Consider the following 22,567-nt stretch of genomic DNA (forward strand, 5'->3'; position numbering starts at 1 on the left):
GTCTAGCGCGCTAGATGCAAGGGTAGCGAATAAAGGATTTTGTATACAATCGTGAATTTGTGCAGGTAAGACGCTTGAGGTTATGGGGTTTGTTGTTAATTTATTTATGTGATTTTGAGCATGAAAAGTGAATTAAATAAAAGGTTGGTCATGTTTTAATTAGGACTTGTTCCTTACAAATTAGCAACTTAAGTTTTATTCAATCGCTAACATTTGGACCCTATGCTAACATTTGCCATCTCCACTCGGGGTCAGAGTGGAGCACATGTATCAGTGGAGTAAGCGATGCAAATACTAACAATAGATGTGGGCGGTACCAAAGCCCTGTTCGAACTTCAGCTCGCGGGACATACAGAACAATATAAAATCCCCACAGGTGAAGGTTTTAAAATTGAAGAGTTAAATAATCAAATTGCGGCGTTTGAACGTGATTATGATTTACAGCATTACCAACTAGCGATTGCCGTACCTGGACTGGTACAAAATAATCGTTTGGTTTCTTGTAAATCTTTACCTGGACTCAATGGATTGAGCTTCGATACAGTCAAAACCCAGGGTGAGCTTAAGTTTATCTGCAACGATATCGATGCGGGTATGCAAGCGACTTGTGATGCTAAATATGCCTGTGAGTTATTGGTCATGTGCGGCACTGGGATCGGTATGTCTATTGCCTTTAATGGACAAGTCTTTACGGGAGCGACGGGCGTGGCGGGGGAGTTGGGGCCTTGTCGCGTGATGACAGAATCTGGTGAGTTTAGTTTAGAGCAACTGGCCAGTGGCGATTCAGTGCGCAGCCGCAAAATCTCCACTCAGGATGATTTATATCGCGCGGGCAGTTATCTCGGCATGGGATTAGCGTGGGCGGTTAATTTATTTAATCCTAATCGAATTTGGCTTGCCGGCGGTATGATGAATAGCGCTCCTTACTACAAAGGCTGCCTCGAAAGCTTAAAGCAAATGGCATTGAGCGCGCCCTTAGCTGAGATGAAAATCAATCGTGTCGATGATATGGAAACCTTGGTTTGCCGCGGTTTATCAGTGATGCTCGCAAGGGACTATCCCCGCGCATAAGGATCATAAATACCCCGCGCATTAAGGATAATAAATATTGCTCGACTATGGTTTGCGCTATGAATGTTTAGTGATTGAGTTTTAGCTGCATAAGCGACGTAAATTGTGAAATATAAAGCAGGACTTATGATGCCTTTGGCATATCGAGTCCTGTTTTTTTATTCTTAAAGTATTCAGATGATCCTCATTACCCAAAGTAAATATTAGCGATAGTTTAATTTGCATAATTCCTTTCTTATCAGATGACTAGTTCTATTTACGATTTTAGCCAATAACACAGTTGATAATATTTTGTTGCAATTTTATTGCGCTTACGCTTATGCTGATATTTGCAATGACAACGTTGTCATTGTGTGTAAAAGGCAAACCAGTTGAAAAACTGGGACGCAAAGCCTCCGGTCTAAGGGTTCGTCTGTACCTATGATAGCGGGGATACCACAGGTTTTTCTTCATGCAGTTGTCAGTCGTTTTGCATGGTTTTAAGAGAGTGCTGTTTCCTGTCTACGCTTTGTTTGCCTTATTGATTCATATAAAAATTCAATAGGGATATCTCATGTTCAAGACTCAAATTTCAACATCAGCCTTGCTAGTGGCATCAGCGCTGGCATCTACCATCAGTGCCAGCGTTTTTGCAGCGGCGCCCGGTAAACCGACTTTAGGTTGGGGCGAAACTAAGTTCGCTATTATTGAAGTGAATCAAGCGGCTACCGCTTACAATCAATTAGTTACGGTGAAAGATGCCGCCGATGTCTCCGTTAGTTGGAACCTTTGGAGTGGCGATGTGGGCAATAGAGCCCAAGTGTTACTCAACGGCAATGTAGTTTGGGAAGGCCCATCTGGCGCGTCGGGAACCGCTAACTTTAAGGTGAACAAGGGTGGCCGTTATCAGATGCAAGTACAACTGTGTAACAGTGATGGCTGTACGGCGAGCGATGCTAAACAAATCCTCGTGGCTGATACCGACGGCAGCCATTTAGTGCCACTCAATGCTCCCCTAAAAGAAAACAACCGTCCCTATGCGAATAAATCAGGCAAAGTGGTGGGAGGTTACTTTGTCGAATGGGGCGTATACGGTCGTAAATTCCCGGTCGATAAGATACCTGCGCAAAACTTAACCCATATTTTATATGGCTTTACCCCAATTTGTGGTGGTGATGGAATCAATGATAGCTTGAAAGAAATCGAAGGCAGTTTCGAAGCGTTGCAACGTGCCTGTAGTGGTCGTGGTGATTTTAAAGTTGCGATTCACGATCCTTGGGCGGCGATTCAAATACCGCAGGCGGGAGTGAGTGAGCATTCAGATCCTTACAAAGGTAACTTTGGTCAATTGATGGCACTTAAGCAAGCACATCCAGATTTGAAGATTTTACCTTCGGTCGGTGGTTGGACCCTCTCGGATCCCTTCTTTTTCTTCGGTGATAAAACCAAGCGCGATATCTTTGTCGCTTCGGTGAAAGAGTTTCTACAGACATGGAAATTCTTCGATGGCGTGGATATCGACTGGGAATTTCCAGGGGGGAATGGCGCTAACCCAAATTTAGGTAATGCCAATGACGGTGAAACCTATGTGACTCTGATGCGTGAACTGCGGACGATGCTTGATGAACTAAGCGCCGAAACGGGTCGTACCTATGAGCTGACCTCTGCTATTAGCGCAGGTGACGATAAAATTCAAAAAGTCGATTATCAGGCTGCTCAGCAGTACATGGATTACATCTTCTTGATGAGTTACGACTTTAATGGTGGTTGGACTAATACTGAACTCGGCCATCAAACCAATCTGTATGAAGCGAGTTGGGATCCTAATACTCGTTACACCACAGCTAATGGCGTTAATGCGCTGTTAGGCCAAGGTGTGACCCCAGGGAAAATTGTGGTCGGTGCCGCTATGTATGGCCGCGGCTGGACAGGTGTGAATGGCTACAGTGGTAATAATCCTTTCACGGGGACGGCAACGGGCAAAGTAAAAGGTACTTGGGAAGCTGGTGTGGTGGATTATCGTCAGATAGCGAACGATTACATGGGAAGTGGTTGGACTTACAGCTATGACGAAACGGCCGAGGCGCCATCTTTGTTCAAGGCATCTACTGGCGATTTAATCACTTTCGATGATGCTCGTTCAGTTAAAGCCAAGGGGCAATATGTGCTTTCTAATCAACTTGGTGGGCTTTTTGCGTGGGAACTTGATGCCGATAATGGTGACATTCTGAATGCCATGCACGAAGGTTTAGGCCATGGTGAAGGCACCACTCCGCCAGTGAATAAAGCGCCCATTGCCAATGCTGGCGTGGATGTGAATGTCACAGGTCCCGCCGATGTGACGCTCAATGGTAGCGGTTCGCGCGATCCTGAAAACGCTGCTTTAAGCTATCTCTGGACTCAAGTCTCTGGGCCAAGTGTTGCCATCGCGAATGCAGATATGGCGAATGCGACTATTCAACTGGGAGCAACCCAAACCGATGTCGCCTATGGTTTTAGCCTTAAAGTCACCGATCCTGAAGGGCTATTTGCCAGCGATACTGTGCTGGTGACGAACAAGGCTGATACGCCTAATCAAGCACCTGTAGTGACTCTGGCTCCGACTGCGACAGTTGAAGCGGGTAAAACCGTCAGTATAGTGGCGAATGCCTCCGATGCAGATGGTGATGCCTTAACCTACGCTTGGACTGTGCCCGCAGGCGTGTCGGCAACCGGGCAAAATAGTGCCACGTTAGTCGTTACTGGCCCCAATGTTACCGAAGCGACTCGCTATGGTTTGAGCGTGCTGGTTTCCGATGGTGCCTTAGATGCAAGTGCATCGACGAATCTGACCGTGACGCCAAAAGTGGTCGGTGGTGGGTGCGATGCAACCGATCCCAATGCCGGTAACTATCCTGCTTGGCAAACCAGTGTGGTGTATAACACTGGCGATACTGTGAGTCATAGTCAGTTGGTATGGAAAGCAAAGTATTGGACGCAGGGTAATACGCCATCTCGCACCGCAGACCAATGGCAGCTACTCAGCCAAGTTGATCTCGGTTGGGATGCGGGTGTGGTGTATAACGGCGGTCAAACTACTCGCTATAACGGTCGTGTTTGGAAGGCGAGTTACTGGACTAAAGGTGATGTACCGGGTGTTGCAGCAGTATGGGTTGATATTGGCGCGGCAACCTGCCAGTAATTATCCCAAATTTTGATGTTATTGGTTAAAAAATAAAGCCCTGCGAAGTTTCAGGGCTTTTTTCTTTATTAAGCGTTAGGTTTTTTTATGAATACAGCCGAATGCGTTAAGACAGACTCATTGAAGACTGATTTAATCAATCTTAAGCAGTTCCACATCAAATATTAACACAGAACCACCACCAATCTTGCCCGTGCTACGGTTACCGTAGGCGAGTTCACTGGGAATAAAAAACCGCATTTTATCGCCAACAACCATAAGCTGTACGCCCTCGGTCCAACCTTTAATCACCCGATTAAGCGGAAATGCGATGGGTTCGCCGCGATCAACCGAACTGTCAAACACAGTACCGTCAATCAAAGTGCCATGGTAATGCACTGTCACTGTATCGCTGGCTTTAGGATGAACGGTGCCATCGCCCTGAGTTAATACTTGATATTGCAAACCTGAAGCTGTGGTGATCACACCTTCTTTGGTTTTGTTTTGTGTTAAAAACTCATTGCCTAAACGGATATTTTCTTGGGTGGCTTTTTGGCCGTTCATCGAGGTAAAGAAGTAAAAAATCACCCCAGCAATCACCACAACGGCAAGTAACATTTTCATATAAAGAGCACCTTAGTTAATTTTTGCCATATTATCAGTTTTTTAGTATCAGATGCTATCGGCACTCGCGTGTGCGTTGAGCTGGATATCTGGTGCTACCAGTTCAAACCGTTAAAAACTCCCTCAAGACTTTATCCTGCTTTAGAGATCGCTTAATCTGTGGGCTTAAGACTCAATAAAAATTCAATAAAAACAAATAAGAACTAAAATTCAGATAATAAACAAGGAAAGTCTATGTTAAACAAAGCGGCAAAACCTCTGGTCAAACTCGTCGACCGATATCTACCCGATCCTTATATTTTCGTGCTTTTACTTACCTTAGTCGTATTAATTGCTGCTGTGGTTGCCGAACATAAAACCCCGCTGGAAGTCATCAATTATTGGGGTGATGGCTTTTGGACGCTGTTAAGTTTTTCGATGCAGATGCTGTTAGTGCTGGTGGCAGGATTTATGTTGGCAAGCTCGCCGCCGATTAAAAAGCTGCTCGATGCCATTGCTGGATTGGCTAAGTCGGCACCACAAGCCATTATTTTAGTGACTTTGGTGTCACTGGTCGCCAGTTGGATTAACTGGGGTTTTGGGCTAGTGGTGGGCGCGTTATTTGCCAAAGCCTTAGCTCGCAAAGTAAAAGTGGATTATCGGCTGCTGGTCGCCAGCGCCTATTCCGGCTTTGTGGTTTGGCATGGTGGGCTTGCGGGTTCGATCCCATTAACCATAGCGACGGTGGGGCATTTCTCTGAATCGCAAATCGGTATCATCCCCACCAGTGACACCATTTTCGCGAGTTATAATTTATTGTTAGTGGCAATTCTGTTTGTGGTCATGCCCTTAGTAAATCGCTTTATGTTGCCAGAAGAAAAAGACAGTGTTTATGTCGACCCAAGCGCCCTTGATGACAAAGACGCTGAACTTGATGCTTCGGCGTTAGAGCTTAACTCTGCAAATGTGAGCGAGCGTCAGCCTGAAAGCCGTCCTGCGGATAAGTTAGAAAATAGTCGTTTACTCGGCTGGAGCGTCGGTGGCGCTGGGCTTGTATACTTAGGTTATTACTTTTGGGTGCAGGGCGGCAGCTTAAACCTCAATTTAGTGAACTTCTTATTTTTATTCCTCGCCATACTGTTACATCAAACACCACGCAGTTTATTAACCAGTTTGAATGAGGCCATTAAGGGCGGCGCAGGTATTGTTATCCAATTTCCCTTTTATGCGGGCATTATGGCTGTGATGGTGCAATCGGGTTTAGCTCAAAGTATTTCGGAAGGTTTTGTGGCCATCGCTAGCGCCGAGAGCCTGCCATTTTGGAGCTTTATCAGTGCAGGAATTGTGAATATTTTTGTGCCATCGGGAGGTGGCCAATGGGCGGTGCAGGCACCGATTATGCTACCCGCCGCACAGGCTTTAGGTGCAGATGTCGCTCGGGTCGCAATGGCCGTTGCTTGGGGAGATGCGTGGACTAACTTGATTCAACCTTTCTGGGCACTGCCCGTGCTGGCGATTGCAGGCTTAAAAGCGCGGGATATTATGGGCTTTTGTTTAATGCAATTGATGATCACTGGCGTGATTATCAGTATCGCGTTGAGTTGGTTCTAAAGGTAAAGTACAGCCAATTTTGCATTTTAGAGAAAGTGTAGGGCAATTTAAAATTGCCCTTTTTTATTGGCGATGAATGATTAAAACCACTTTTGTGGGTATTGCCGGCGGCAAAGTAAGTTGTGATACAGCCAACCAAAAGCCAGAATGAGCGCAACACCACTGGCGACGGGCATATACAGAAAATCCCAGTGCTGCGCCGTGAGCATAACGACCAGAGGATTCGCTCCCGCGGGTGGATGCACAGTATGGGTTAGCATCATCACCGCTATGCCTAATCCGACCGCAAGCCCTAAGGCTAGCGGGGATACTCCTAAAGTATTTAGAATTATCAGTCCAACCAAACTTGTGAGTAAGTGGCCGCAGAAAATGTTTCTCGGTTGAGCGAGTGGACTTTCTGGCAAGGCAAACAACAACACCATAGTGGCACCAAAGGGGGCCATCAACCAAATGGTTTGCGGTATTAGCTGTTCAAGCGTCGCTAAACTACTGATACACAACGTGGCTCCACACCCTGCGAGCAAGGCCATCTTTAGATTCTGTGGATTGATTCTTTGCATCTTTTCTCCCATTGATGGCTTGTGTTAAGCCCTTATTTTGATAATGAATTGTGGACGTGAATGTTCAGCAAACCATCGCTGCTAACATGCTGTGGTGTTCCGTGTTCACTCTTGATTTCACTATTAACTTAATTTAGTTACCGAAGTAGACAAATTTGTCTACCTGTGCGAATGTTCTCACGGGTAGACTGACTTGTCTACTCGTGAGAAGATAGGACTCATATTTGTTAGCTAAAATTTGCTAACGAATGTTTACCAAAGAAGAGGAATGAGTTGATGCAGGGCACTGAGATTCAGACAGGTACGCCATCGGATAAACGGCAGCAATTGGTCACTACCGCATTTAAACTGTTTTATTTTCAAAGTGTGCATGGGGTGGGGATTAATCAGATTTTGCAGGAATCGGCGATCGCCAAAAAAACCCTGTACCACCACTTTGCCAGTAAAGATGAGTTAGTTGAAGCCGTGGTTCGCTATCGTGATGAGGTATTTTATCAATGGCTTAGCGAGCGAGTGAACGCATTGCCAGCGGGACGGGAGGGCATTGGTGGGTTATTTATCGCGCTCGATGATTGGTTTAATCAAAGAGTGCCGCAACTGTGTGAGTTTCGCGGCTGTTTTTTTATCAATGTCAGCGCCGAATTTACTGAGCCGAGCCATCCAGTGCGCCAACTCTGCGCTCTGCATAAACTGCGAGTGGCGAGTTTAATTAAACAGCAAGTATTGGCATTGGGGTTGCCAGAAGCCAAGACCCAATTTCTTGTTGCGGCAATAGGTTTACTCAAAGAGGGGGCGATAGTGTCGGCGCAACTAAAAGGTGACACTCAGTCAGCACTGTTGGCGTTGTCTGTGGTTGAGCAGTTGATCGATGCCGCGACTCATGCTGCTTAGAGTGCCACCCTCAGATGGCGATTCTTAGATAAGGCACCTTATATAAAAGCTTTTGTATAAAAGCCCTTACATAAAAGCTCTTACATAAGAGCATTAGATAAACATATCTACGGCGCCGGTTTTTACGCCATAACCCAGCACGGCTAAGTTGGCGACAACGGTGAGCCAAAAGACGTTTCTAAATGAGGCTTTAACGGACTTGTGTCTTAACAGGTTTTGGGCAAATAGAGCGCCGGGCCAACCGCCCATGAGGGCGAGCAGATGTAATGTGCTTTCTTTAGTGCGCCATTTGTTACGTTTAGCGGCGGATTTATCGATGGCATAGGCGATAAAGGTGAGCAGGCTTAGTGTGAGGTACATGCCCGCAATCCCGACTGGCAGCATATGTTGCTGCGCTGCGCCGATTAAGCCAGCAAGAAAAATCAGCACTAATAACAGCGGCATAAGGCTTGAGCCTGAAGTGGCTGCATTGGACTTTTGAGTGCGACCACTTTGGGCGCGACTGTTCTGAGCGCGACCGCTTTGTGCTCGACTCTTTTGAGAACGATTGGTTTGAGGTGAAGCGCTGTTGCCCGTTTTGGTAGTTTTTTTGTTTGTCATTATCTGGTATCAATCTCGTGTCAGTGTTTTTAAGCTTGCTTGTGTTCTTGTGATGCCGTGTATTTTTTAAACGCGAGGTGGCGCCAAAGTTTCTCTAGCGGCCCTTGCTTGAAATAGCGTAAGTACAGGCTGGCTAACAATAATTGCACTACTGAATAAACGAGCGCCATGGCCATGTATCCCCATCTATCTAAGCTCAATAGCAATTCGGGAGCTAAGTGTCTAAACACTAACACGCCAACGATGGATTGCAGAATATAGAGACTAAACGCGAGTTTGCCAATATTTTGCAGCGGAGTCAGTATATTAGGATTATTCTGGCAAACCTTAACTATAATGTGGATGTAAATCAGCGCCATAGGAATAGCACTTAGCATGATTAACACATCTGAAAACGCAACGAGAATAGTATTTTTCGTTAAACCTAAGATGGTATCAAGCAGTGATAGCGTTACGCTTGCTAGCAGTAACTTTACCAGTACCGATTTACTAAAACCTTGCTCAAAAGTCCCTTGTTGATACAAAGCCATTCCGAGCAACATCAAGCCAGCCGTAAACCACATTATGGTAAAAGGGATCACCAGTGCCATATAGCCAACTTGCATCAATTGCAGTAATAGTTGGTCGGCATAGCCAGAGGTCCATGCACTGTATTGCTCTGCAAATAGACTCGATTCTCGAGTGAAAGGTTCATCGCTGCCCGTAAGGCTAACCAGCGTAATGATAACTAAGGCGCTTAAAATAAAAATATTCGCTTTGCGCTTAAGGGCTTCAACACTTAAATCTTTGTAACACAAAGCTAAAAATCCGCTGATGCCATAGGTGAATAAAATATCACCTGACCAAATAAAAATGCCGTGGAGTAGGCCAAATACAATTAACCATTTTAAACGTGATCGCAGTAGGGAATAAGCTTCTAGGCCTTTGGCGCTAAATCGCTGATATTGAATAAAAAGCCCGACACCAAACAAGATGGAAAACAGACTGATAAAGCGTGCCTCGATGAAAAAGTTACTGAACACTTTGATAATGTGATCCGACAGCGGCTGTGTTTCATGGGGCGCATAGCCAAAAAAAGTAATGCCCATAAAATAGATATTCATAAAAAATATCCCCAACACGGCTAAGCCGCGAATAGCATCGAGGTTGGCATTACGCTGTGCGGGTATCGTCATTACAACAGGCTGCGTGGAGTCTGATCTTGACCAAGGGTCTTTAGGTAAGTTTGCTGACACGTTAGCTGAGTTCCTTTCGCTAGTAGACATGTTCCACTTTTCACTGGAATTTGGGAGGGCTAGCCTAGCAGGCGCTAGCCTCCAATGAAATACAGCCAACACAAAAAGTAAAATACAGGAAAGGTAGAAAGTGAATTAGCGCCAATGTAAAAAGTGAAATACAAAAATGCAGAAACGGATTGAGAAGACTGTCGAACCATTACTCGCCGATATCTTCGTTCCAGAGTGTGGGATTACTGGCGATAAAGTCCTGCATCAATTGTTTGCACTCGGCATTATCGACCACAGTGACATCCACGCCGCGGGATTTTACATAGGCTTCTGGCCCTTGGAAGGTAGCGTTTTCACCGACGATGACTTTTGGTATGCCATAAAGTAATACTGCGCCGCTGCACATATCGCAGGGCGATAGGGTGGAATACAAGGTCGCCCTTTGGTACTCGGCGGCGCTAAATCGGCCGGCATTTTCGAGACAATCCATTTCGGCATGCAGTACTGAACTGCCTTTTTGTACCCGTTTATTGTGGCCGCGCCCGACGATTTTGCCATCGATCACTAATACCGAACCAATGGGGATGCCGCCCTCGGCGAGTCCTTGCTTAGCTTCTTCAATGGCTGCCGCTAAAAATTCATCCATCTTGATATCCTTAAAATATGAACCCTGAGTATTGAACTCAGCATAGCACTCGTTTGGGAGACAATCTAAATGGTTTTGATTTGTTGCTTCAATAAGTCCCTCAGGCTATCGAGAATTGGCAGCGAAGCCATTTCTGGCCGATAAATCAGGCAGATATCGGCGGAGATGGTTTGTTTTAACTTAATAAACTTTACCCTAGGCCAAGGTTGTGAAGCATAACTTTGCGGCACTATGGATACCCTGTTATCGCCAGCGATGATAGCCATCAAGCTATTGGGCTCGACCATTTCCTGTACTAATTGCGGCATAAATCCTGCGGCCTGACAGCTGGCGATAATCAAATCGCTAGAGGCGGAATTGGCACGGCTGAGTAAGGTAAAAGGCTCATCTTTGAGTTCACTCAAGTCGATGCTTTTACGTCTGGCTAAGGGATGCTTACTTGCCAGTGCTAACACCATAGGTTCGCTGGTGATGGTTTCGGCGAGAAGGTGCGGCAAATTTAAGGTGTCGGCGTAGCGCACTAGGCCAAAATCGATTTCTTGATGTGCTAAGGCGACTTTTTGAGTTTCAGGTGATAACTCTTGAAATATCAGCTCATTATCAGGGCGTTGCTTGCGAAAGCTTTTCAGTATGTCACCAAATCCCATCCAAAACAGCGAGCTCATGATGCCAATCCGAATATGGTTTCTATCGAGTCGCCCAAGCTGAGCCACTTGTTCCAATGAGGTATTCACCAGCTCGAATATTTGTTCGCACTTCTCTCTTAACAATTGGCCATAGGGCGTGAGCTCGACCTGACGAGTGCTGCGGGTGAACAGCTCAACGCCAAGGAGCGATTCTAACTCTTTGATTTGTGCGCTCAGCGGAGATTTCGATAGATGCAGTTGTTCGGCGGCAGCGGTAAAGTTTTTCACTTCAGCCACTCGATGAAAATACCGCAGCATCTTCAAGGTGACGAGTTCTGATGCGTTTATCGTGCTCATTTTAGGCTCACTATTTTCAGCTATTGTCCTTTTTATCAGCACAATAGTGCGGTTAATCGCGATTATTTGCAATCCTAAGCCCGCTTATACTGAGGGTCGCTTACTCTTTCATTCTTTTGCTATGAGGTACCTTGTATGAGCCATGATCCTGTTATTAATGCCCTTGCGACGATTCGAGCCTGTAAACCGAATTTCTCTCCCCGTGCTGCTATGATTTTGGGCTCAGGGCTTGGCGCGTTTGCCGATAATTTAGATAACAAAGTAGTGATCCCCTATGAAGAGTTAGACGGTTTTCCTGTGAGTACCGTCGTCGGCCACTCTGGAGAGCTTGTGCTCGGCAGCTTACATGGCATCGATATAGTGTGCATGAAAGGCCGCGGGCATTTTTACGAGCACCAAAGTATGAAGGTGATGACGACGCCTGTGCGTACTTTCAAACGTTTAGGGTGTGAATTGTTACTCGTGACTAACGCTGCGGGGTCATTACGGCCAGAGCGGATCGGCGTGGGATCATTAGTTATTTTCAGCGATCACATCAACACTATGCCGGGTACGCCCATGACGGGCGCGAATGATGATAGCTACGGCCCACGCTTTTTTAGCCTAGCCAATGCTTATGATAAAGACCTGAGATCAGAAGCCTTAAGTGTCGCAAAAGCCGCCGGCATTGAAGTGAATCAAGGGGTCTTTGTGTCTTACTCTGGCCCGTGTTTTGAAACCGCGGCTGAAATCCGCATGATGCAAATCATCGGTGGCGATGTAGTGGGAATGTCCGTGGTGCCAGAGGTGATTTCGGCGGCGCATTGTGGTTTGCCCGTGTTGGCTGTGTGCGCCATTACCAATATGGCAGAAGGGTTGGGGGACGTGCAGTTATCCCATGAACAAACCTTAAAATGTGCCAAGCTTGCTGAAGCCGACTTTATCCGTTTAATTGAGCGTTTTACTGCAAGCCATTTTGCTTAATATTTTGCATAACTGTGCTGCTATATTGCGATAGGGCTGGGATTTTAAAAGCTCGTATCTAACAGTTCGTACTTAAACGTGAGCGAGCAAGGCGCCGCACAATTCAGTTCTCCGAATGTTTTTGCGAAATACGGCTGAAGGTTAAAAAGTAAAGGGAGCAAAGCTCCCTTTTTAAATGCTGACATTAAGTGTAAGTCTTGATTCAAATCGTTTATTTTTGCGGTTTTTCTGAAATCCACAATTTGATATGTCCTTTCACCACAACCACTCCTTGGGTGTCGTAGGCGGTAACGGGGACCAGCATATCGCCGGGCGTCCATTGCTCTGGTGTCACTTCGGCGACACATAAAATATCGCTGCCTGCTTTAGCTGTATAATCCAAACTCATGCCCTTAGGGATCCAACGTAAATGTTTTGGAATAGAGGCTTCGGCCATCACGCCCATGGCCATTTCTAGACCATTACAAATCGCAATCACATGCACAGTTTTTATATGATTATGAACGGCATGGCGTTTTTTAATTAAACAGGCGCAGTGATTAAGGCGTAATTCAGTGATCAGTGGTTTGATGGTGCCGAAATAGGGCGCCATGCGTGAAACCATGATTGAAAATAGTTTTTGGCCGAAGGGATAACGGCGAGTTTTGTGGTAGAGCGCGAGCACTTTATTAGGTTTTTGTTCTGCAGTGCTAGAAGAGTCTGTCTGGCTCATGGTCATCCTTAATAATGGTGCAAAGGGGTGTTGTTATCTTGAGCCTGTTCCAAGTTGAGCTTGGGTTGCTCTGGTCGGATGAGTGTAACATTAGGATAACAACAAATACCAGTCGGCTTAATTAAGTAAACTTCATTTCGCGGTTTTAAGTGTAACACCGTATAATTGCGGCCAATTTGTCGTGTAGCGGCAATGGCATGTTGATTTAACTACAAGGACTCACAGTGAAATATTTGCTGACGTATTTTAAGGGAATGGCCATGGGCGCTGCTGATGTTGTGCCTGGCGTTTCGGGCGGCACCATAGCGTTTATTACCGGTATTCTCGATACTTTGCTCGATAGTGTAAAACGCATTAATCCTTCCCTTTGGGGTGTAATCAAGTCGCAGGGCATAAAAGGGGCATTTGCCCATATTAATGGTGGCTTTTTAGTGAGTCTGCTGGCGGGGATCCTGACCAGTATTTTTACCTTTGCGAAGCTGATTTCTTGGTTGTTGGCGGTACATCCCATCCCGATCTGGTCGTTCTTTTTTGGGCTTATTCTTATCTCTGTCGTGCATATGCTTAAGCAAGTGAGTGGTTTCACTGTGGCACGTTTAGGTTTATTTGCGCTTGGTGTGCTGGCTGCATGGGCGATTACTGTACTGAATCCGGTCGCGGTAGAAGCCAGTTACATGAATATCTTTTTCGGCGGCGCGATTGCGATTTGCGCTATGGTATTGCCGGGAATTTCAGGCAGTTTCATCTTATTATTGTTAGGGTTATATCCTGTGGTCCTCGCTGCCGCTAAAAATATTCAGCTGGATATTTTGGCCTGTTTTGCTGCTGGTGCCGTGATGGGATTACTGACGTTCAGCCATTTATTGTCGGCGCTGCTGCGTAAATACCATGATGCCACTATCGTGTTTCTAACCGGATTAATGTTAGGTACCTTAGGTAAAATTTGGCCATGGAAAGAAATCTTAACTTGGCGGACCAACTCCCACGGCGAACAAGTACCTTTGCTGGAGCAAAATATTTCCCCGCTTAATTTTGAGCAAGTAACGGGTCAGCCTTCACAACTGATGTTAGCCATTGTGTGTATGTTAGCGGCGATTGCACTGGTTTGGGGGTTAGAGAAAGTGGGCAAAAGAGATTAGCCCTTTGTTACCTCAACATCATATTCAATAAAAGCAGCGAGATACGCTGCTTTTATTTTTTTGCTCATATGCTCATCTTACTTGAATCAGGTCAGCTTTCGACTTTAGGGCAATGTCATTTTAGCCCTGTTTTGGTTACAATCACAGTTCACATTTAGCGTACTCAGTCGACGTTATGTTCCAGTTTAAACTCAGTGAGAGTTTGCAGTTACGATAAGGATATACTTGTGGATAAAAAACAGGTCTCGTGGGGCGGTGTAGCGCTGGCGATTTTTGCTTTGGGTCATGTGGTTAACTTACTCATAGATAAACAGGATTCTGATATATCGCCCGAATTAAAACAGCAAATTTCTGACACGATATTGGCTCACAGATCACCATCCACCACGAATAATTCATTAACGTCCATCCCGAGCAATCTTGAGGTGGCCGACGATTCTACCAAAATCCCTATGCCTGCCCAGTTAGCCCAAGTGAGTCAAATCTACAGTAATCTCAGTGCATTTGCGGCACTCAAGCAAGACGGTACTGTGGTGGCATGGGGCGATGCTGAATGTGGTGGCGATATCAATAATGCCGCAGAGCCTCTGGTCAATGTAAAAGAGTTATACGCGGCGGAGAATACCTGTGGTTTTGCGGCCTTAACCCGTGATGACAAACTTATTCCTTGGGGGATGGGGATGAAGCAAGTGCTGACAGGCGTTCGTTCTTTTGTGTTGGCAGAAGGGCTTTATGCGGCCATCAAACAAGATGGTAGTGTAGTCAGTTGGTCTAATCTGGATTCAACACCAGCCGAACTGCTCTCGGGTCAATATGCTGCGCCTGCGATGACCAATATTGATTTTGTGTTGATTAATAAAGGTGCCTTTGCTGCCTTAAAGCTGGGGGGAGCAGTAGTGACTTGGGGCGATGCCGCTTATGGTGGCGATAGTCGCCACGTGGCCTCTGAGCTTAACCATGTCGATCTGCTCTATGCCAACAATAATGCTTTTACCGCGAGGACTGCGACAGGGAAATTAGTGTCTTGGGGCGGGGTCAACGATGATCAAAAAGGCCGCGAACAACTGGCAAAACTCAGCCAATTAGCGCCTGCCGTGAAAGTTGTCAACACGGATCATGGGTTTGCGGCGCTGCTGGCGGATGGCAGCGTATATACCTGGGGTGAGGGCGAATTGACTGAGTATCACGTCGCGTTTCCAGCGCGTTTATCTACTACAAAACGCGCCAATAAAGTGATTGATATTTATGCAAATCGTGGCGCATTTGCCGCCCTAACCATCAGTCGTCAACTGCACGTATGGGGCAGTAAATTCAATGGTGCCGATACATCAGTCCTACAGGATAAGTTGCAAAAAGTGCACAAGGTTTATCCCTTTGAGGAGGGTTTTGTCGCGTTACGCAGGGATAATACGGCCATTGCTTGGGAAGGTTGGGACTTGGTAGACAAGCAACCACGTTATCAAGAAGTCACTCAGGTGAGTAAAGTGGTGACCTATGAGCGGGAGTTTGCCTTTTTAAAACAGGATGGCACTGTGGTTGATGGCCACTCTGGACCCAAAACTGAAATTACCCAAGCAACGGATATTTTCCCGACAGGCTTAGGGTTTACGGTTAAACGCCAAGATGGTTCGATTGCGGTGTGGATGGGAGGTGAGGCTGCGTTAACATTAGATAAACAAGCCGTTGATTTGAGCCAAATGCGCGACATTCGCAGCAATTTGCTCGATGCCATTGCCTTAATGGCCGATGGCACAGTGCAGGCATGGAATATGATGGGCTTTAGCGGACAAGCTGCGCAATAACAAGCGCAATCACAAGTGCAAAAATAATAAAACGAAAGGGCTAAGGTTATTTACACCTTAGCCCTTTCTATTTAGGCGAGTTTTTTCTCGCTTTAAGCTTGATTGGCTTTGATTTCCCGCAGATAGCGATAAATCGAATGCACTGAAATCCCCAATCGAGTGGCCGCGACTTGGGCACTGTCCTTGAGTTCGAAAATCCCTAACTCGTGGAGTTGATTGACGATTTCGCGACTCTTTTGTGAAGGTGAAATCGCGGGATTCGCGCGAACCTCATGGTTCACACTGTCGATAGTGCTATGGAGCGCTTCATCGATATTGCGGGCAAACACCTCGGGCGAGCTGGTCAGTTCGCTGCCAAGGAGTTGCTCTGGCATCATAGTGCGCAGAACTGATTGCAGTGGTGCATCCATGTCGCTGTTAATACACAGTAACCCTATGGGTTGATTTTTACTGTTACGGATCACCGTCGTAATTGATCTTAGCGTCTTACCATTGGCACATTTAGTCAGGTAAGAGTTGGAAATATCCTGACCGGTTTTGAGCTTGAGCAAGGCAAGGTTGGTTATTGGAGCACCCACTTCACGGCCTGTGACATGGCCATTGGCAATTTTGACCACAGACGGATGTTTCGCATCTAGGCTGTGCAATACCACTTCTGTGTGTTGGCCATACATGGCAGCGATGCCATCGACGATATTTTCGATGGATTTCAGAATATCCAGATCACTTTGCGTTAAATCTTGCAGTTTCACAATTTCAACCTTTAGTTATTAACCCGCAAATATTCAGCGGGTTAAAATCATCATGCCGACATAATATCGATAATAGTGACATCTGTGGATGACATGCCATTGAGGATCATTTTGCCAATGTTTTTAATGGTTTTCTCTACATCGGTAGCAATAATACCTTGGCCTGAGACATTGTGACTACTGAGCGCCATCAAAAATGAGCGCACGGCCGCACTGGATGAAGTGCTAACCTTCATGGCGCAGGACGCTTTAGCGCCGTCACATACCATGCCAGAGCTGTCGCTGATCACGTTTTGAATCGCGAAACAGGATTGTTCGAACGAGCCACCGGCTAAATACACCATGGCCATAGAAGCGGCTGCGCTGGTGACTGTATTGCCACAAAATGCCGACAGTGGTGGATAATGGGACTTGATATAAATCGCCCCTAGATGGCTCATAATCAAGGCGCGGGCGAGTTTTTCTTCCGAAACCTTATAACATTGTGCCGTCAATACCACAGGAATAGTTGCCGCTATGCCTTGATTACCACTGCCAAGATTACTCATGGCGGGCAAGTTTGCCCCGCCCATGCGAGCATCGGATGCTGCAGCAGTTAACATGACAATTTTATTCAGTAAGTCTTCACCGATAATGCCCGCGGCTATGCCGCTTTTCATGGTGCGGCCGACTTCCAGCCCATAGGGATTCGCCATGCCTTCATCGGATAATTTGCCGTTTAGCTCAGAGGCTTCGAGAATGAATTTGATCTCTTCGAAGGGGACTTCTTGGGCGAAGCGATAAATGGACTCGATAGTGATATCCACGCCTTCACAGATGGAACCAGTGGCTTTAGCTTGCGTGCTATCGACACTGAAGACGGATTCGCCGTTGAGGCGCTTCTCGGCGATCAGTGTATGGCCGCCGCAGATTTTCACTAGGGCTTCGCGGTCGCCTTTTTTCGCGATGACACAACAATAGATAAATTCTGCTGTTTCGGTGCGCTCGACCGTCACTTTGCCCGCATCAATAAGGGCCTGTGCTCTGGCGACTTGTTCTGGCGTGATCACGGCCAATACTTCTAAGCCCGCATCAGGATTACCCGCAATGGCGCCTGCTGCAGCGGCAATTGCCAGACCGATTTTGCCTGTGCCAGGCACAAACACGCCCATAGAGTTTTTATAAAGATTGTCAGACACTTGTACTGCTATTGAATCGGGTTCAACACCCAGCAAGGCGCGGGCGACGGCGGCGGCGTAAGCGGCGGCGATGGGCTCTGTGCAGCCTAATGCGGGCTTAACCACTTGTTTAATGATTTGAATATACTGCTGCCATTGGGGTTTCATGAGCTTACAACCTTATGTTAATACTTAGATTTTAACGTGTGCTATCGCTTCAACTTCTACTTTAACGCCCAGCGGAAGGTCCTTCACTGCAAAACAGCTACGAGCTGGGCAGTCGGTTTTAAAATAGGTTTTATACACTTCGTTAAAGGCGGCAAAGTCACTGATCTCTGCAAGATAACAAGTGGTTTTAAGAACCGTTTCTAAGCTGCCACCACCCGCTTCGAGCACGTATTTGAGATTCTCTAATGATTGAATCGATTGCTCAGTAATCCCACCGTCAACTACGCTGCCTTTCTTTTTACAAACAGGGAGTTGGCCAGAGGTAAAAATGAGGTTGCCATAGGCTGTGCCATGGGAATAAGGGCCAATGGCCGCGGGAGCACGTTCTGCGTGAATAATGGTTTTCATTGTCTCTCCAACTTGCAAATAAAATTGAATGCCTAGGTCGGCGTATGTGCAACATTATTTGTATTTTTATGTTTTATTGCAATTATTTTTTAATGAATTTCATTTGTTACTGCGGTTTGTGCGCTATTTATCTCGTTTTCAGTCAAGTTGTGAGCTTTAACTCTTTGTTCAACAAAAGTTGAGTATTTTGATTGCTGAGTTTGTTTTGTTCAAATATATTTGCACAAAATAATGCCAACTAGGTAAAGGTGAAATGATGGATGCAACAATTACTGCTGCACAGTGGAAAGCAGATACCCGCTTCGATAGTACGGATTGGGGCTGGATTATCATGAGTATAGGAATGGCGATTGGCGCGGGGATCGTATTCTTGCCTGTGCAGGTCGGTTTGATGGGGTTATGGGTTTTCTTACTGTCTGGCATTATTGGCTATCCTGCCATGTATATGTTCCAACGGTTGTTTATCAATACCTTAGCAGAATCTCCAGAATGTAAGGATTACCCGAGTGTGATTTCGGGTTACTTAGGTAAAAACTGGGGTATGTTGTTGGGTGGTTTGTATTTCATCATGCTGGTCATTTGGGTGTTCGTTTATTCAACGGCCATTACAAACGACAGTGCTTCATTTTTGCAAAGTTTTGGGGTCACTAAAGCGTTATTGTCAGAAAATCCTTTCTATGGTTTAGCCTTGATCTGCGGTCTTGTTGCTTTAGCCTCCCGCGGTGAGAATCTTTTGTTTAAGATCTCTACTTTTATGGTACTGACTAAGTTGGGCGTTGTCGCCGTGCTAGGGCTATTGATGGTGGATAAATGGGATATCAATAATATCGGCGCTATCCCAGCCACGGGAGATTGGTTAAAAGATGCGGTCGTTATGCTGCCCTTTACGCTAACATCGATTCTGTTTATTCAAAGTTTAAGCCCTATGGTGATTTCATACCGTTCGCGGGAAAAATCCCTTGCGGTAGCGCGCTTTAAAGCGATGCGCGCAATGAATATTGCCTTTGGCGTCTTGTTTGTCGTGGTGTTTTTCTATGCAGTGTCATTCACGCTGGCAATGGGTCATGATCAAGCCGTGCGTGCATCGGAAGAAAATATCTCGGCTCTTGCTATGGTTGCCCAAGGTATGCAGGGACAAACACTGAAATTGCTGAGTTTAACCTTGAATATTTTTGCGGTGATGACGGCTTACTTTGGCGTATATCTCGGTTTTAGGGAAGCTTGCCAAGGATTGACCATGAACATGCTGCGCCGTTATATGCCTGAAGATCGTATCAACAAAAAGCTTGTTGGTTACGGCATCATGATTTTTACCATTCTATTATCTTGGGGCGCGATTGTGTTGAATGCGCCAGTGCTGAGCTTTACGTCGATTTGTAGTCCAATTTTTGGTTTAGTCGGTTGTTTGATACCCGCTTATTTAGTGTACCAAGTACCTGCATTACATAAGTACAAGGGTGTGTCGCTGTATATCATTATTATCACAGGCTTATTGCTGTGCGTATCCCCCTTCTTAGCGTTTAGTTAACAGGGATAAAGTGGTACAAAAAGATAAGCTTTAAGGAATTAAAAAACCGGTGTTAAGTGTAAACTTAATACCGGTTTTCTGTGTTGAGCAATCATTTCGATAATGCTCTATGGTCAAAGTTTGAATTGAGATGTGGCGTTTTTCAGTTCATCGGCAAAATCGACTAATCCCTCAGAAACATTGCGAACCTGCGACAGAATTTGCAATGTCTGTTCAAATGAAGCATTCATATTGACGACGTTATCGACTACTTGAGAAGCAACCGAGGCTTGCTCCTCCGTTGCCGAGGCAATGTGAGTATTCATACTATTGATACTGACAATCTGCTGTTGAATTGATTTCAGTGCACTCCCTGTATTTTGAGCATTGGTTTCATTTTCCGATGACTTCGACATCGCCACATTCATGGTATTGACCGAGGAAATGGCCGCCGTTTTAAGGTTTTGTAACACATGGCGAATTTCAGTGGTTGCATCGGCTGTTTTAGAGGCAAGGGCGCGGACCTCATCAGCGACTACGGCAAAGCCTCGTCCTTGCTCACCCGCGCGGGCGGCTTCGATGGCGGCATTAAGTGCCAACAGGTTGGTTTGCTCGGCAATAGAGGTAATCACATTTAAGATAGAAGTGACATTTTCAGTATCTCTGGCGAGCTCGTTGATCGAGTTAGAAGCCGCCTGAATTCCTGTATTTAATTGCTGTGAAATATCGATTGTGCGCTGAACGACTGTCATACCTTGCATCGCTTCTTTCTCCGCGACCTGTGCTGCACTGGCGGCTTGGCGGGCATTTTGCGAAATTTCGATGACAGAGTGACGCATGTCTTCCATTGAGACTTGTACTGCGCTGGCATCATGGCTTTGCCGCTGAGTGGCATGCGTCGCATCTTCCATGCGCTGTTTCAGTGAGCGCGAGCTATCAAGTAAGGGATCGGTAACATTCACCACCCTTCGAATAGAATCTCCGAGTAAGCGAAGAAATCGATTGAAGTTACTTGATACTTGGCCGAGTTCATCACTACCAGATACTTTGAGCTGATGACTAAGATCGCCTTTTCCATCGGCCAGCTCACTCAGTGACTGGGCGACATTACGCGCAGATGAGCTGATAGCGCGTGCTATGGCAATAGTGACAATCAACATCACGATCAGCAAAGCGATGCCGATGGAGAGGGTGAGCCACAAACTTTGCGCAGATCTGTCGCTAGCTTCTTTTATCGATTGTTTAAATTCGAGTACTTTGCTTTGTTTGTAATCTTGTATTTCATTAAGTACAGCTTCGTAGGCTTGGGATTTTTCTTGGCTGATCTGGCCAATGTTTGCCATATCAATCGTACCCGCCAACATGCCTTTAGCCAGCTTAATCGTCATGTCGTTATAGCGGGTTAATTTAGCGGATAGATTACTGAGTTTATTGGCTTGTGAGGGATCGACACTATCTAATTGTTGTAGGTTTTTACGTAAAGATTCATACATAGTACCTGCATTTGTTAACAGGTCTTCGTCGGCAAAAGAAACTGATTGAGTGTAAAGTTCATCGAGTCGTTGGATAAAAAATACGTTTTGATTGGCGAGTTCAACTCTTTGGTAAACTTGCTGCTCCATATAATTAAGTGTGGTGCGATTTTTATTTATGGAGATGACACTAATGCTTAAGTTTAAAGCGAAAATGATGACAGCTAAAATAAATATCGCGATAACTTTTTTAAAAATAGAAATATCATTAAAGAAATTCATCCCTTGCCCCCAAGTTGTGCCGAGCTTGAGCTCGGCACTCCAATCTAAAACTCGGCAATAACTTTTACCGAATCATTGGCCTCACTACTATCAATATAGCCAATAATATTGGGGTTCGATGCAACTAATTTTATCATCTCCGCCCCACTAGTGACTTCCTTGGGTGGCGTTCCTTTGCCTGTAAATACTTTTTGTGACCAATATGACTTAAGTTGGCTGGATGACTTGCCCAGCACTTTAGTATCAAAGGTTTCCCTTAAGGGCATAGCACTGTCAAGATTGACCGGCACGGCCTGCGCTCCACCAGGAAAGGTCTTTGTTTTCCCTAGAAAAATATTTTCAATAACCTTTTGGTCGACAGTGTCTGCATTACTGGGATGAACGATGACAACCACACCAGCAAATAGTGGCATTGAGACTAAGCTGAGTAGGATTAAGCAAAGTAACTTATTCATTTCTCTCTCCTAAAATACTAAGTCAATGCCAAGACTGATTGATTTCGAATCCCCTGCGACTTTCATGCCTGGGCCACCGTCATCTTTAACGTCATCATACTGAATTTTTAAGGCCGCCGAAGGATGGAAATCCCAACGTATACCTGCAGAACTTGTATGGTGAACTTCACCGCATGTTCTGGTCTAATCCCATCGGACACTTAATTTTGAGACAGTATGGTCAATAAATTAAGAGGTCTATATGAGTCTGAAGAAATCACATAAGAGTTATCCGCAGGCATTTAAAGATGAAGCCGTCTTGATGGTGCTAGAACAAGGTTATAGCGTTGCCGATGCGGCAAAGTCTCTTGGAGTTAGCACGAGCCTGCTTTACAACTGGAAGGAAAAACACGAAGCCCTGAAACAAGGTATCACCTTAGA

General features: G+C 45.7%; 21 protein-coding genes, 1 pseudogene and 1 riboswitch. Of the genes and pseudogenes, 9 read left to right on the forward strand and 13 right to left on the reverse strand.

The genetic code is table 11. The annotated features are described in order from the left end of the window. Positions 1-285 precede the first annotated feature (285 nt). Together L5M10_RS09760 and L5M10_RS09765 are read left to right on the forward strand one after the other, a co-directional pair. Positions 286-1,071, forward strand: a complete 786-nt coding sequence (locus L5M10_RS09760) for an ROK family protein (RefSeq protein ID WP_028761333.1) — start codon at positions 286-288, stop codon at positions 1,069-1,071. Between the two features lie 351 nt (positions 1,072-1,422). Continuing rightward, positions 1,423-1,511: riboswitch (cyclic di-GMP riboswitch) on the forward strand. Positions 1,512-1,624: 113 nt separating this feature from the next. After that, positions 1,625-4,231, forward strand: a complete 2,607-nt coding sequence (locus L5M10_RS09765; protein WP_263255214.1) for a glycosyl hydrolase family 18 protein — start codon at positions 1,625-1,627, stop codon at positions 4,229-4,231. A gap of 132 nt (positions 4,232-4,363) precedes the next feature. On the opposite strand, the gene L5M10_RS09770 is transcribed toward L5M10_RS09765, so the two are convergent. Continuing rightward, complete coding sequence (locus L5M10_RS09770; RefSeq protein ID WP_219254064.1) at positions 4,364-4,834, reverse strand: FKBP-type peptidyl-prolyl cis-trans isomerase; 471 nt, start codon at positions 4,832-4,834, stop codon at positions 4,364-4,366. A 234-nt stretch (positions 4,835-5,068) separates the two neighbouring features. Between L5M10_RS09770 and L5M10_RS09775 the strand changes: the two genes are divergently transcribed. Next, positions 5,069-6,424 (forward strand): short-chain fatty acid transporter, encoded by a 1,356-nt coding sequence (locus L5M10_RS09775; protein ID WP_263255215.1) that lies wholly within the window; start codon positions 5,069-5,071, stop codon positions 6,422-6,424. 80 nt (positions 6,425-6,504) lie between these two features. On the opposite strand, the gene L5M10_RS09780 is transcribed toward L5M10_RS09775, so the two are convergent. Beyond that, on the reverse strand, positions 6,505-6,984 hold the full coding sequence (locus L5M10_RS09780) for an HPP family protein (RefSeq protein ID WP_263142423.1): 480 nt from the start codon (positions 6,982-6,984) through the stop codon (positions 6,505-6,507). Between the two features lie 276 nt (positions 6,985-7,260). Here L5M10_RS09780 and L5M10_RS09785 point away from each other — a divergent pair, with 276 nt between their 5' ends. Then, the gene (locus tag L5M10_RS09785) at positions 7,261-7,875 is read left to right on the forward strand and encodes a TetR/AcrR family transcriptional regulator (protein WP_263142422.1); all 615 of its coding nucleotides are present in this window, start codon (positions 7,261-7,263) and stop codon (positions 7,873-7,875) included. 93 nt (positions 7,876-7,968) lie between these two features. Here L5M10_RS09785 and L5M10_RS09790 read toward each other — a convergent pair whose 3' ends face one another. From L5M10_RS09790 to L5M10_RS09805, 4 genes are all read right to left on the reverse strand, one after another. Beyond that, positions 7,969-8,475 (reverse strand): DUF1294 domain-containing protein, encoded by a 507-nt coding sequence (locus L5M10_RS09790; protein WP_263142421.1) that lies wholly within the window; start codon positions 8,473-8,475, stop codon positions 7,969-7,971. Between the two features lie 29 nt (positions 8,476-8,504). After that, positions 8,505-9,710, reverse strand: coding sequence for a DUF418 domain-containing protein (locus tag L5M10_RS09795; protein ID WP_263142419.1), 1,206 nt, complete (start codon positions 9,708-9,710; stop codon positions 8,505-8,507). Between the two features lie 199 nt (positions 9,711-9,909). Further along, positions 9,910-10,347, reverse strand: a complete 438-nt coding sequence (locus tag L5M10_RS09800; protein ID WP_028761325.1) for a nucleoside deaminase — start codon at positions 10,345-10,347, stop codon at positions 9,910-9,912. A gap of 65 nt (positions 10,348-10,412) precedes the next feature. After that, positions 10,413-11,330, reverse strand: coding sequence for a LysR family transcriptional regulator (locus L5M10_RS09805; RefSeq protein WP_263162083.1), 918 nt, complete (start codon positions 11,328-11,330; stop codon positions 10,413-10,415). Between the two features lie 135 nt (positions 11,331-11,465). On the opposite strand from L5M10_RS09805, the gene xapA reads away from it, so the two are divergent. Then, on the forward strand, positions 11,466-12,293 hold the full coding sequence (xapA, locus tag L5M10_RS09810) for a xanthosine phosphorylase (RefSeq protein WP_263162087.1): 828 nt from the start codon (positions 11,466-11,468) through the stop codon (positions 12,291-12,293). A gap of 211 nt (positions 12,294-12,504) precedes the next feature. Here the strand turns inward: xapA and L5M10_RS09815 are convergent, their stop codons facing one another. Beyond that, positions 12,505-13,005 (reverse strand): hotdog fold domain-containing protein, encoded by a 501-nt coding sequence (locus tag L5M10_RS09815; protein WP_198573750.1) that lies wholly within the window; start codon positions 13,003-13,005, stop codon positions 12,505-12,507. A gap of 224 nt (positions 13,006-13,229) precedes the next feature. On the opposite strand from L5M10_RS09815, the gene L5M10_RS09820 reads away from it, so the two are divergent. Next, positions 13,230-14,144 (forward strand): DUF368 domain-containing protein, encoded by a 915-nt coding sequence (locus L5M10_RS09820; RefSeq protein WP_028761321.1) that lies wholly within the window; start codon positions 13,230-13,232, stop codon positions 14,142-14,144. Positions 14,145-14,371: 227 nt separating this feature from the next. Then, positions 14,372-15,946: a hypothetical protein gene (locus tag L5M10_RS09825; RefSeq protein ID WP_263142416.1), complete on the forward strand. Its 1,575-nt coding sequence runs from the start codon at positions 14,372-14,374 to the stop codon at positions 15,944-15,946. A 92-nt stretch (positions 15,947-16,038) separates the two neighbouring features. Here the strand turns inward: L5M10_RS09825 and L5M10_RS09830 are convergent, their stop codons facing one another. From L5M10_RS09830 to L5M10_RS09840, 3 genes are read right to left on the reverse strand one after another with little or no spacing between them, the layout of a single operon-like run. Continuing rightward, a complete protein-coding gene (locus L5M10_RS09830; RefSeq protein WP_113939392.1) occupies positions 16,039-16,698 on the reverse strand; it encodes a transcriptional regulator in 660 nt (219 codons plus the stop codon). 50 nt (positions 16,699-16,748) lie between these two features. Beyond that, the gene (locus L5M10_RS09835) at positions 16,749-18,023 is read right to left on the reverse strand and encodes a serine dehydratase subunit alpha family protein (RefSeq protein ID WP_105251844.1); all 1,275 of its coding nucleotides are present in this window, start codon (positions 18,021-18,023) and stop codon (positions 16,749-16,751) included. Positions 18,024-18,047: 24 nt separating this feature from the next. Next, positions 18,048-18,431, reverse strand: a complete 384-nt coding sequence (locus L5M10_RS09840) for a RidA family protein (protein WP_131523623.1) — start codon at positions 18,429-18,431, stop codon at positions 18,048-18,050. A 256-nt stretch (positions 18,432-18,687) separates the two neighbouring features. Between L5M10_RS09840 and L5M10_RS09845 the strand changes: the two genes are divergently transcribed. After that, positions 18,688-19,959, forward strand: a complete 1,272-nt coding sequence (locus L5M10_RS09845) for an amino acid permease (RefSeq protein ID WP_028761316.1) — start codon at positions 18,688-18,690, stop codon at positions 19,957-19,959. 113 nt (positions 19,960-20,072) lie between these two features. On the opposite strand, the gene L5M10_RS09850 is transcribed toward L5M10_RS09845, so the two are convergent. The 3 genes and pseudogenes from L5M10_RS09850 to L5M10_RS09860 all read right to left on the reverse strand — a co-directional run. Next, positions 20,073-21,692 (reverse strand): methyl-accepting chemotaxis protein, encoded by a 1,620-nt coding sequence (locus L5M10_RS09850; RefSeq protein ID WP_198573746.1) that lies wholly within the window; start codon positions 21,690-21,692, stop codon positions 20,073-20,075. A gap of 44 nt (positions 21,693-21,736) precedes the next feature. Continuing rightward, positions 21,737-22,147 carry a phosphate ABC transporter substrate-binding protein gene (locus L5M10_RS09855; protein ID WP_105251847.1) on the reverse strand — a complete coding sequence of 137 codons (411 nt, stop codon included), beginning with the start codon at positions 22,145-22,147 and terminating at the stop codon, positions 21,737-21,739. Between the two features lie 9 nt (positions 22,148-22,156). Beyond that, positions 22,157-22,318 (reverse strand): annotated as a pseudogene (locus L5M10_RS09860) (porin); the annotation flags it as partial. 70 nt (positions 22,319-22,388) lie between these two features. On the opposite strand from L5M10_RS09860, the gene L5M10_RS09865 reads away from it, so the two are divergent. Beyond that, a partial coding sequence (locus L5M10_RS09865; RefSeq protein ID WP_263175631.1) for a transposase occupies positions 22,389-22,567 on the forward strand: 179 nt, incomplete at its 3' end.

The organism is Shewanella sp. SM32, from assembly GCF_025654235.1.
GTDB lineage: Bacteria > Pseudomonadota > Gammaproteobacteria > Enterobacterales > Shewanellaceae > Shewanella > Shewanella oncorhynchi.

Bases quoted from the DNA above. Each gene is read 5' to 3' on its own strand.
- L5M10_RS09765 (WP_263255214.1), top strand. From the start codon at position 1,625: ATGTTCAAGACTCAAATTTCAACATCAGCCTTGCTAGTGGCATCAGCG.
- L5M10_RS09760 (WP_028761333.1), top strand. From the start codon at position 286: ATGCAAATACTAACAATAGATGTGGGCGGTACCAAAGCCCTGTTCGAA.
- L5M10_RS09800 (WP_028761325.1), bottom strand. From the start codon at position 10,347: ATGGATGAATTTTTAGCGGCAGCCATTGAAGAAGCTAAGCAAGGACTC.
- L5M10_RS09855 (WP_105251847.1), bottom strand. From the start codon at position 22,147: ATGAATAAGTTACTTTGCTTAATCCTACTCAGCTTAGTCTCAATGCCA.
- L5M10_RS09815 (WP_198573750.1), bottom strand. From the start codon at position 13,005: ATGAGCCAGACAGACTCTTCTAGCACTGCAGAACAAAAACCTAATAAA.
- L5M10_RS09775 (WP_263255215.1), top strand. From the start codon at position 5,069: ATGTTAAACAAAGCGGCAAAACCTCTGGTCAAACTCGTCGACCGATAT.
- L5M10_RS09780 (WP_263142423.1), bottom strand. From the start codon at position 6,984: ATGCAAAGAATCAATCCACAGAATCTAAAGATGGCCTTGCTCGCAGGG.
- L5M10_RS09770 (WP_219254064.1), bottom strand. From the start codon at position 4,834: ATGAAAATGTTACTTGCCGTTGTGGTGATTGCTGGGGTGATTTTTTAC.
- L5M10_RS09790 (WP_263142421.1), bottom strand. From the start codon at position 8,475: ATGACAAACAAAAAAACTACCAAAACGGGCAACAGCGCTTCACCTCAA.
- L5M10_RS09785 (WP_263142422.1), top strand. From the start codon at position 7,261: ATGCAGGGCACTGAGATTCAGACAGGTACGCCATCGGATAAACGGCAG.
- L5M10_RS09805 (WP_263162083.1), bottom strand. From the start codon at position 11,330: ATGAGCACGATAAACGCATCAGAACTCGTCACCTTGAAGATGCTGCGG.
- L5M10_RS09840 (WP_131523623.1), bottom strand. From the start codon at position 18,431: ATGAAAACCATTATTCACGCAGAACGTGCTCCCGCGGCCATTGGCCCT.
- L5M10_RS09835 (WP_105251844.1), bottom strand. From the start codon at position 18,023: ATGAAACCCCAATGGCAGCAGTATATTCAAATCATTAAACAAGTGGTT.
- L5M10_RS09850 (WP_198573746.1), bottom strand. From the start codon at position 21,692: ATGAATTTCTTTAATGATATTTCTATTTTTAAAAAAGTTATCGCGATA.
- xapA (WP_263162087.1), top strand. From the start codon at position 11,466: ATGAGCCATGATCCTGTTATTAATGCCCTTGCGACGATTCGAGCCTGT.
- L5M10_RS09845 (WP_028761316.1), top strand. From the start codon at position 18,688: ATGGATGCAACAATTACTGCTGCACAGTGGAAAGCAGATACCCGCTTC.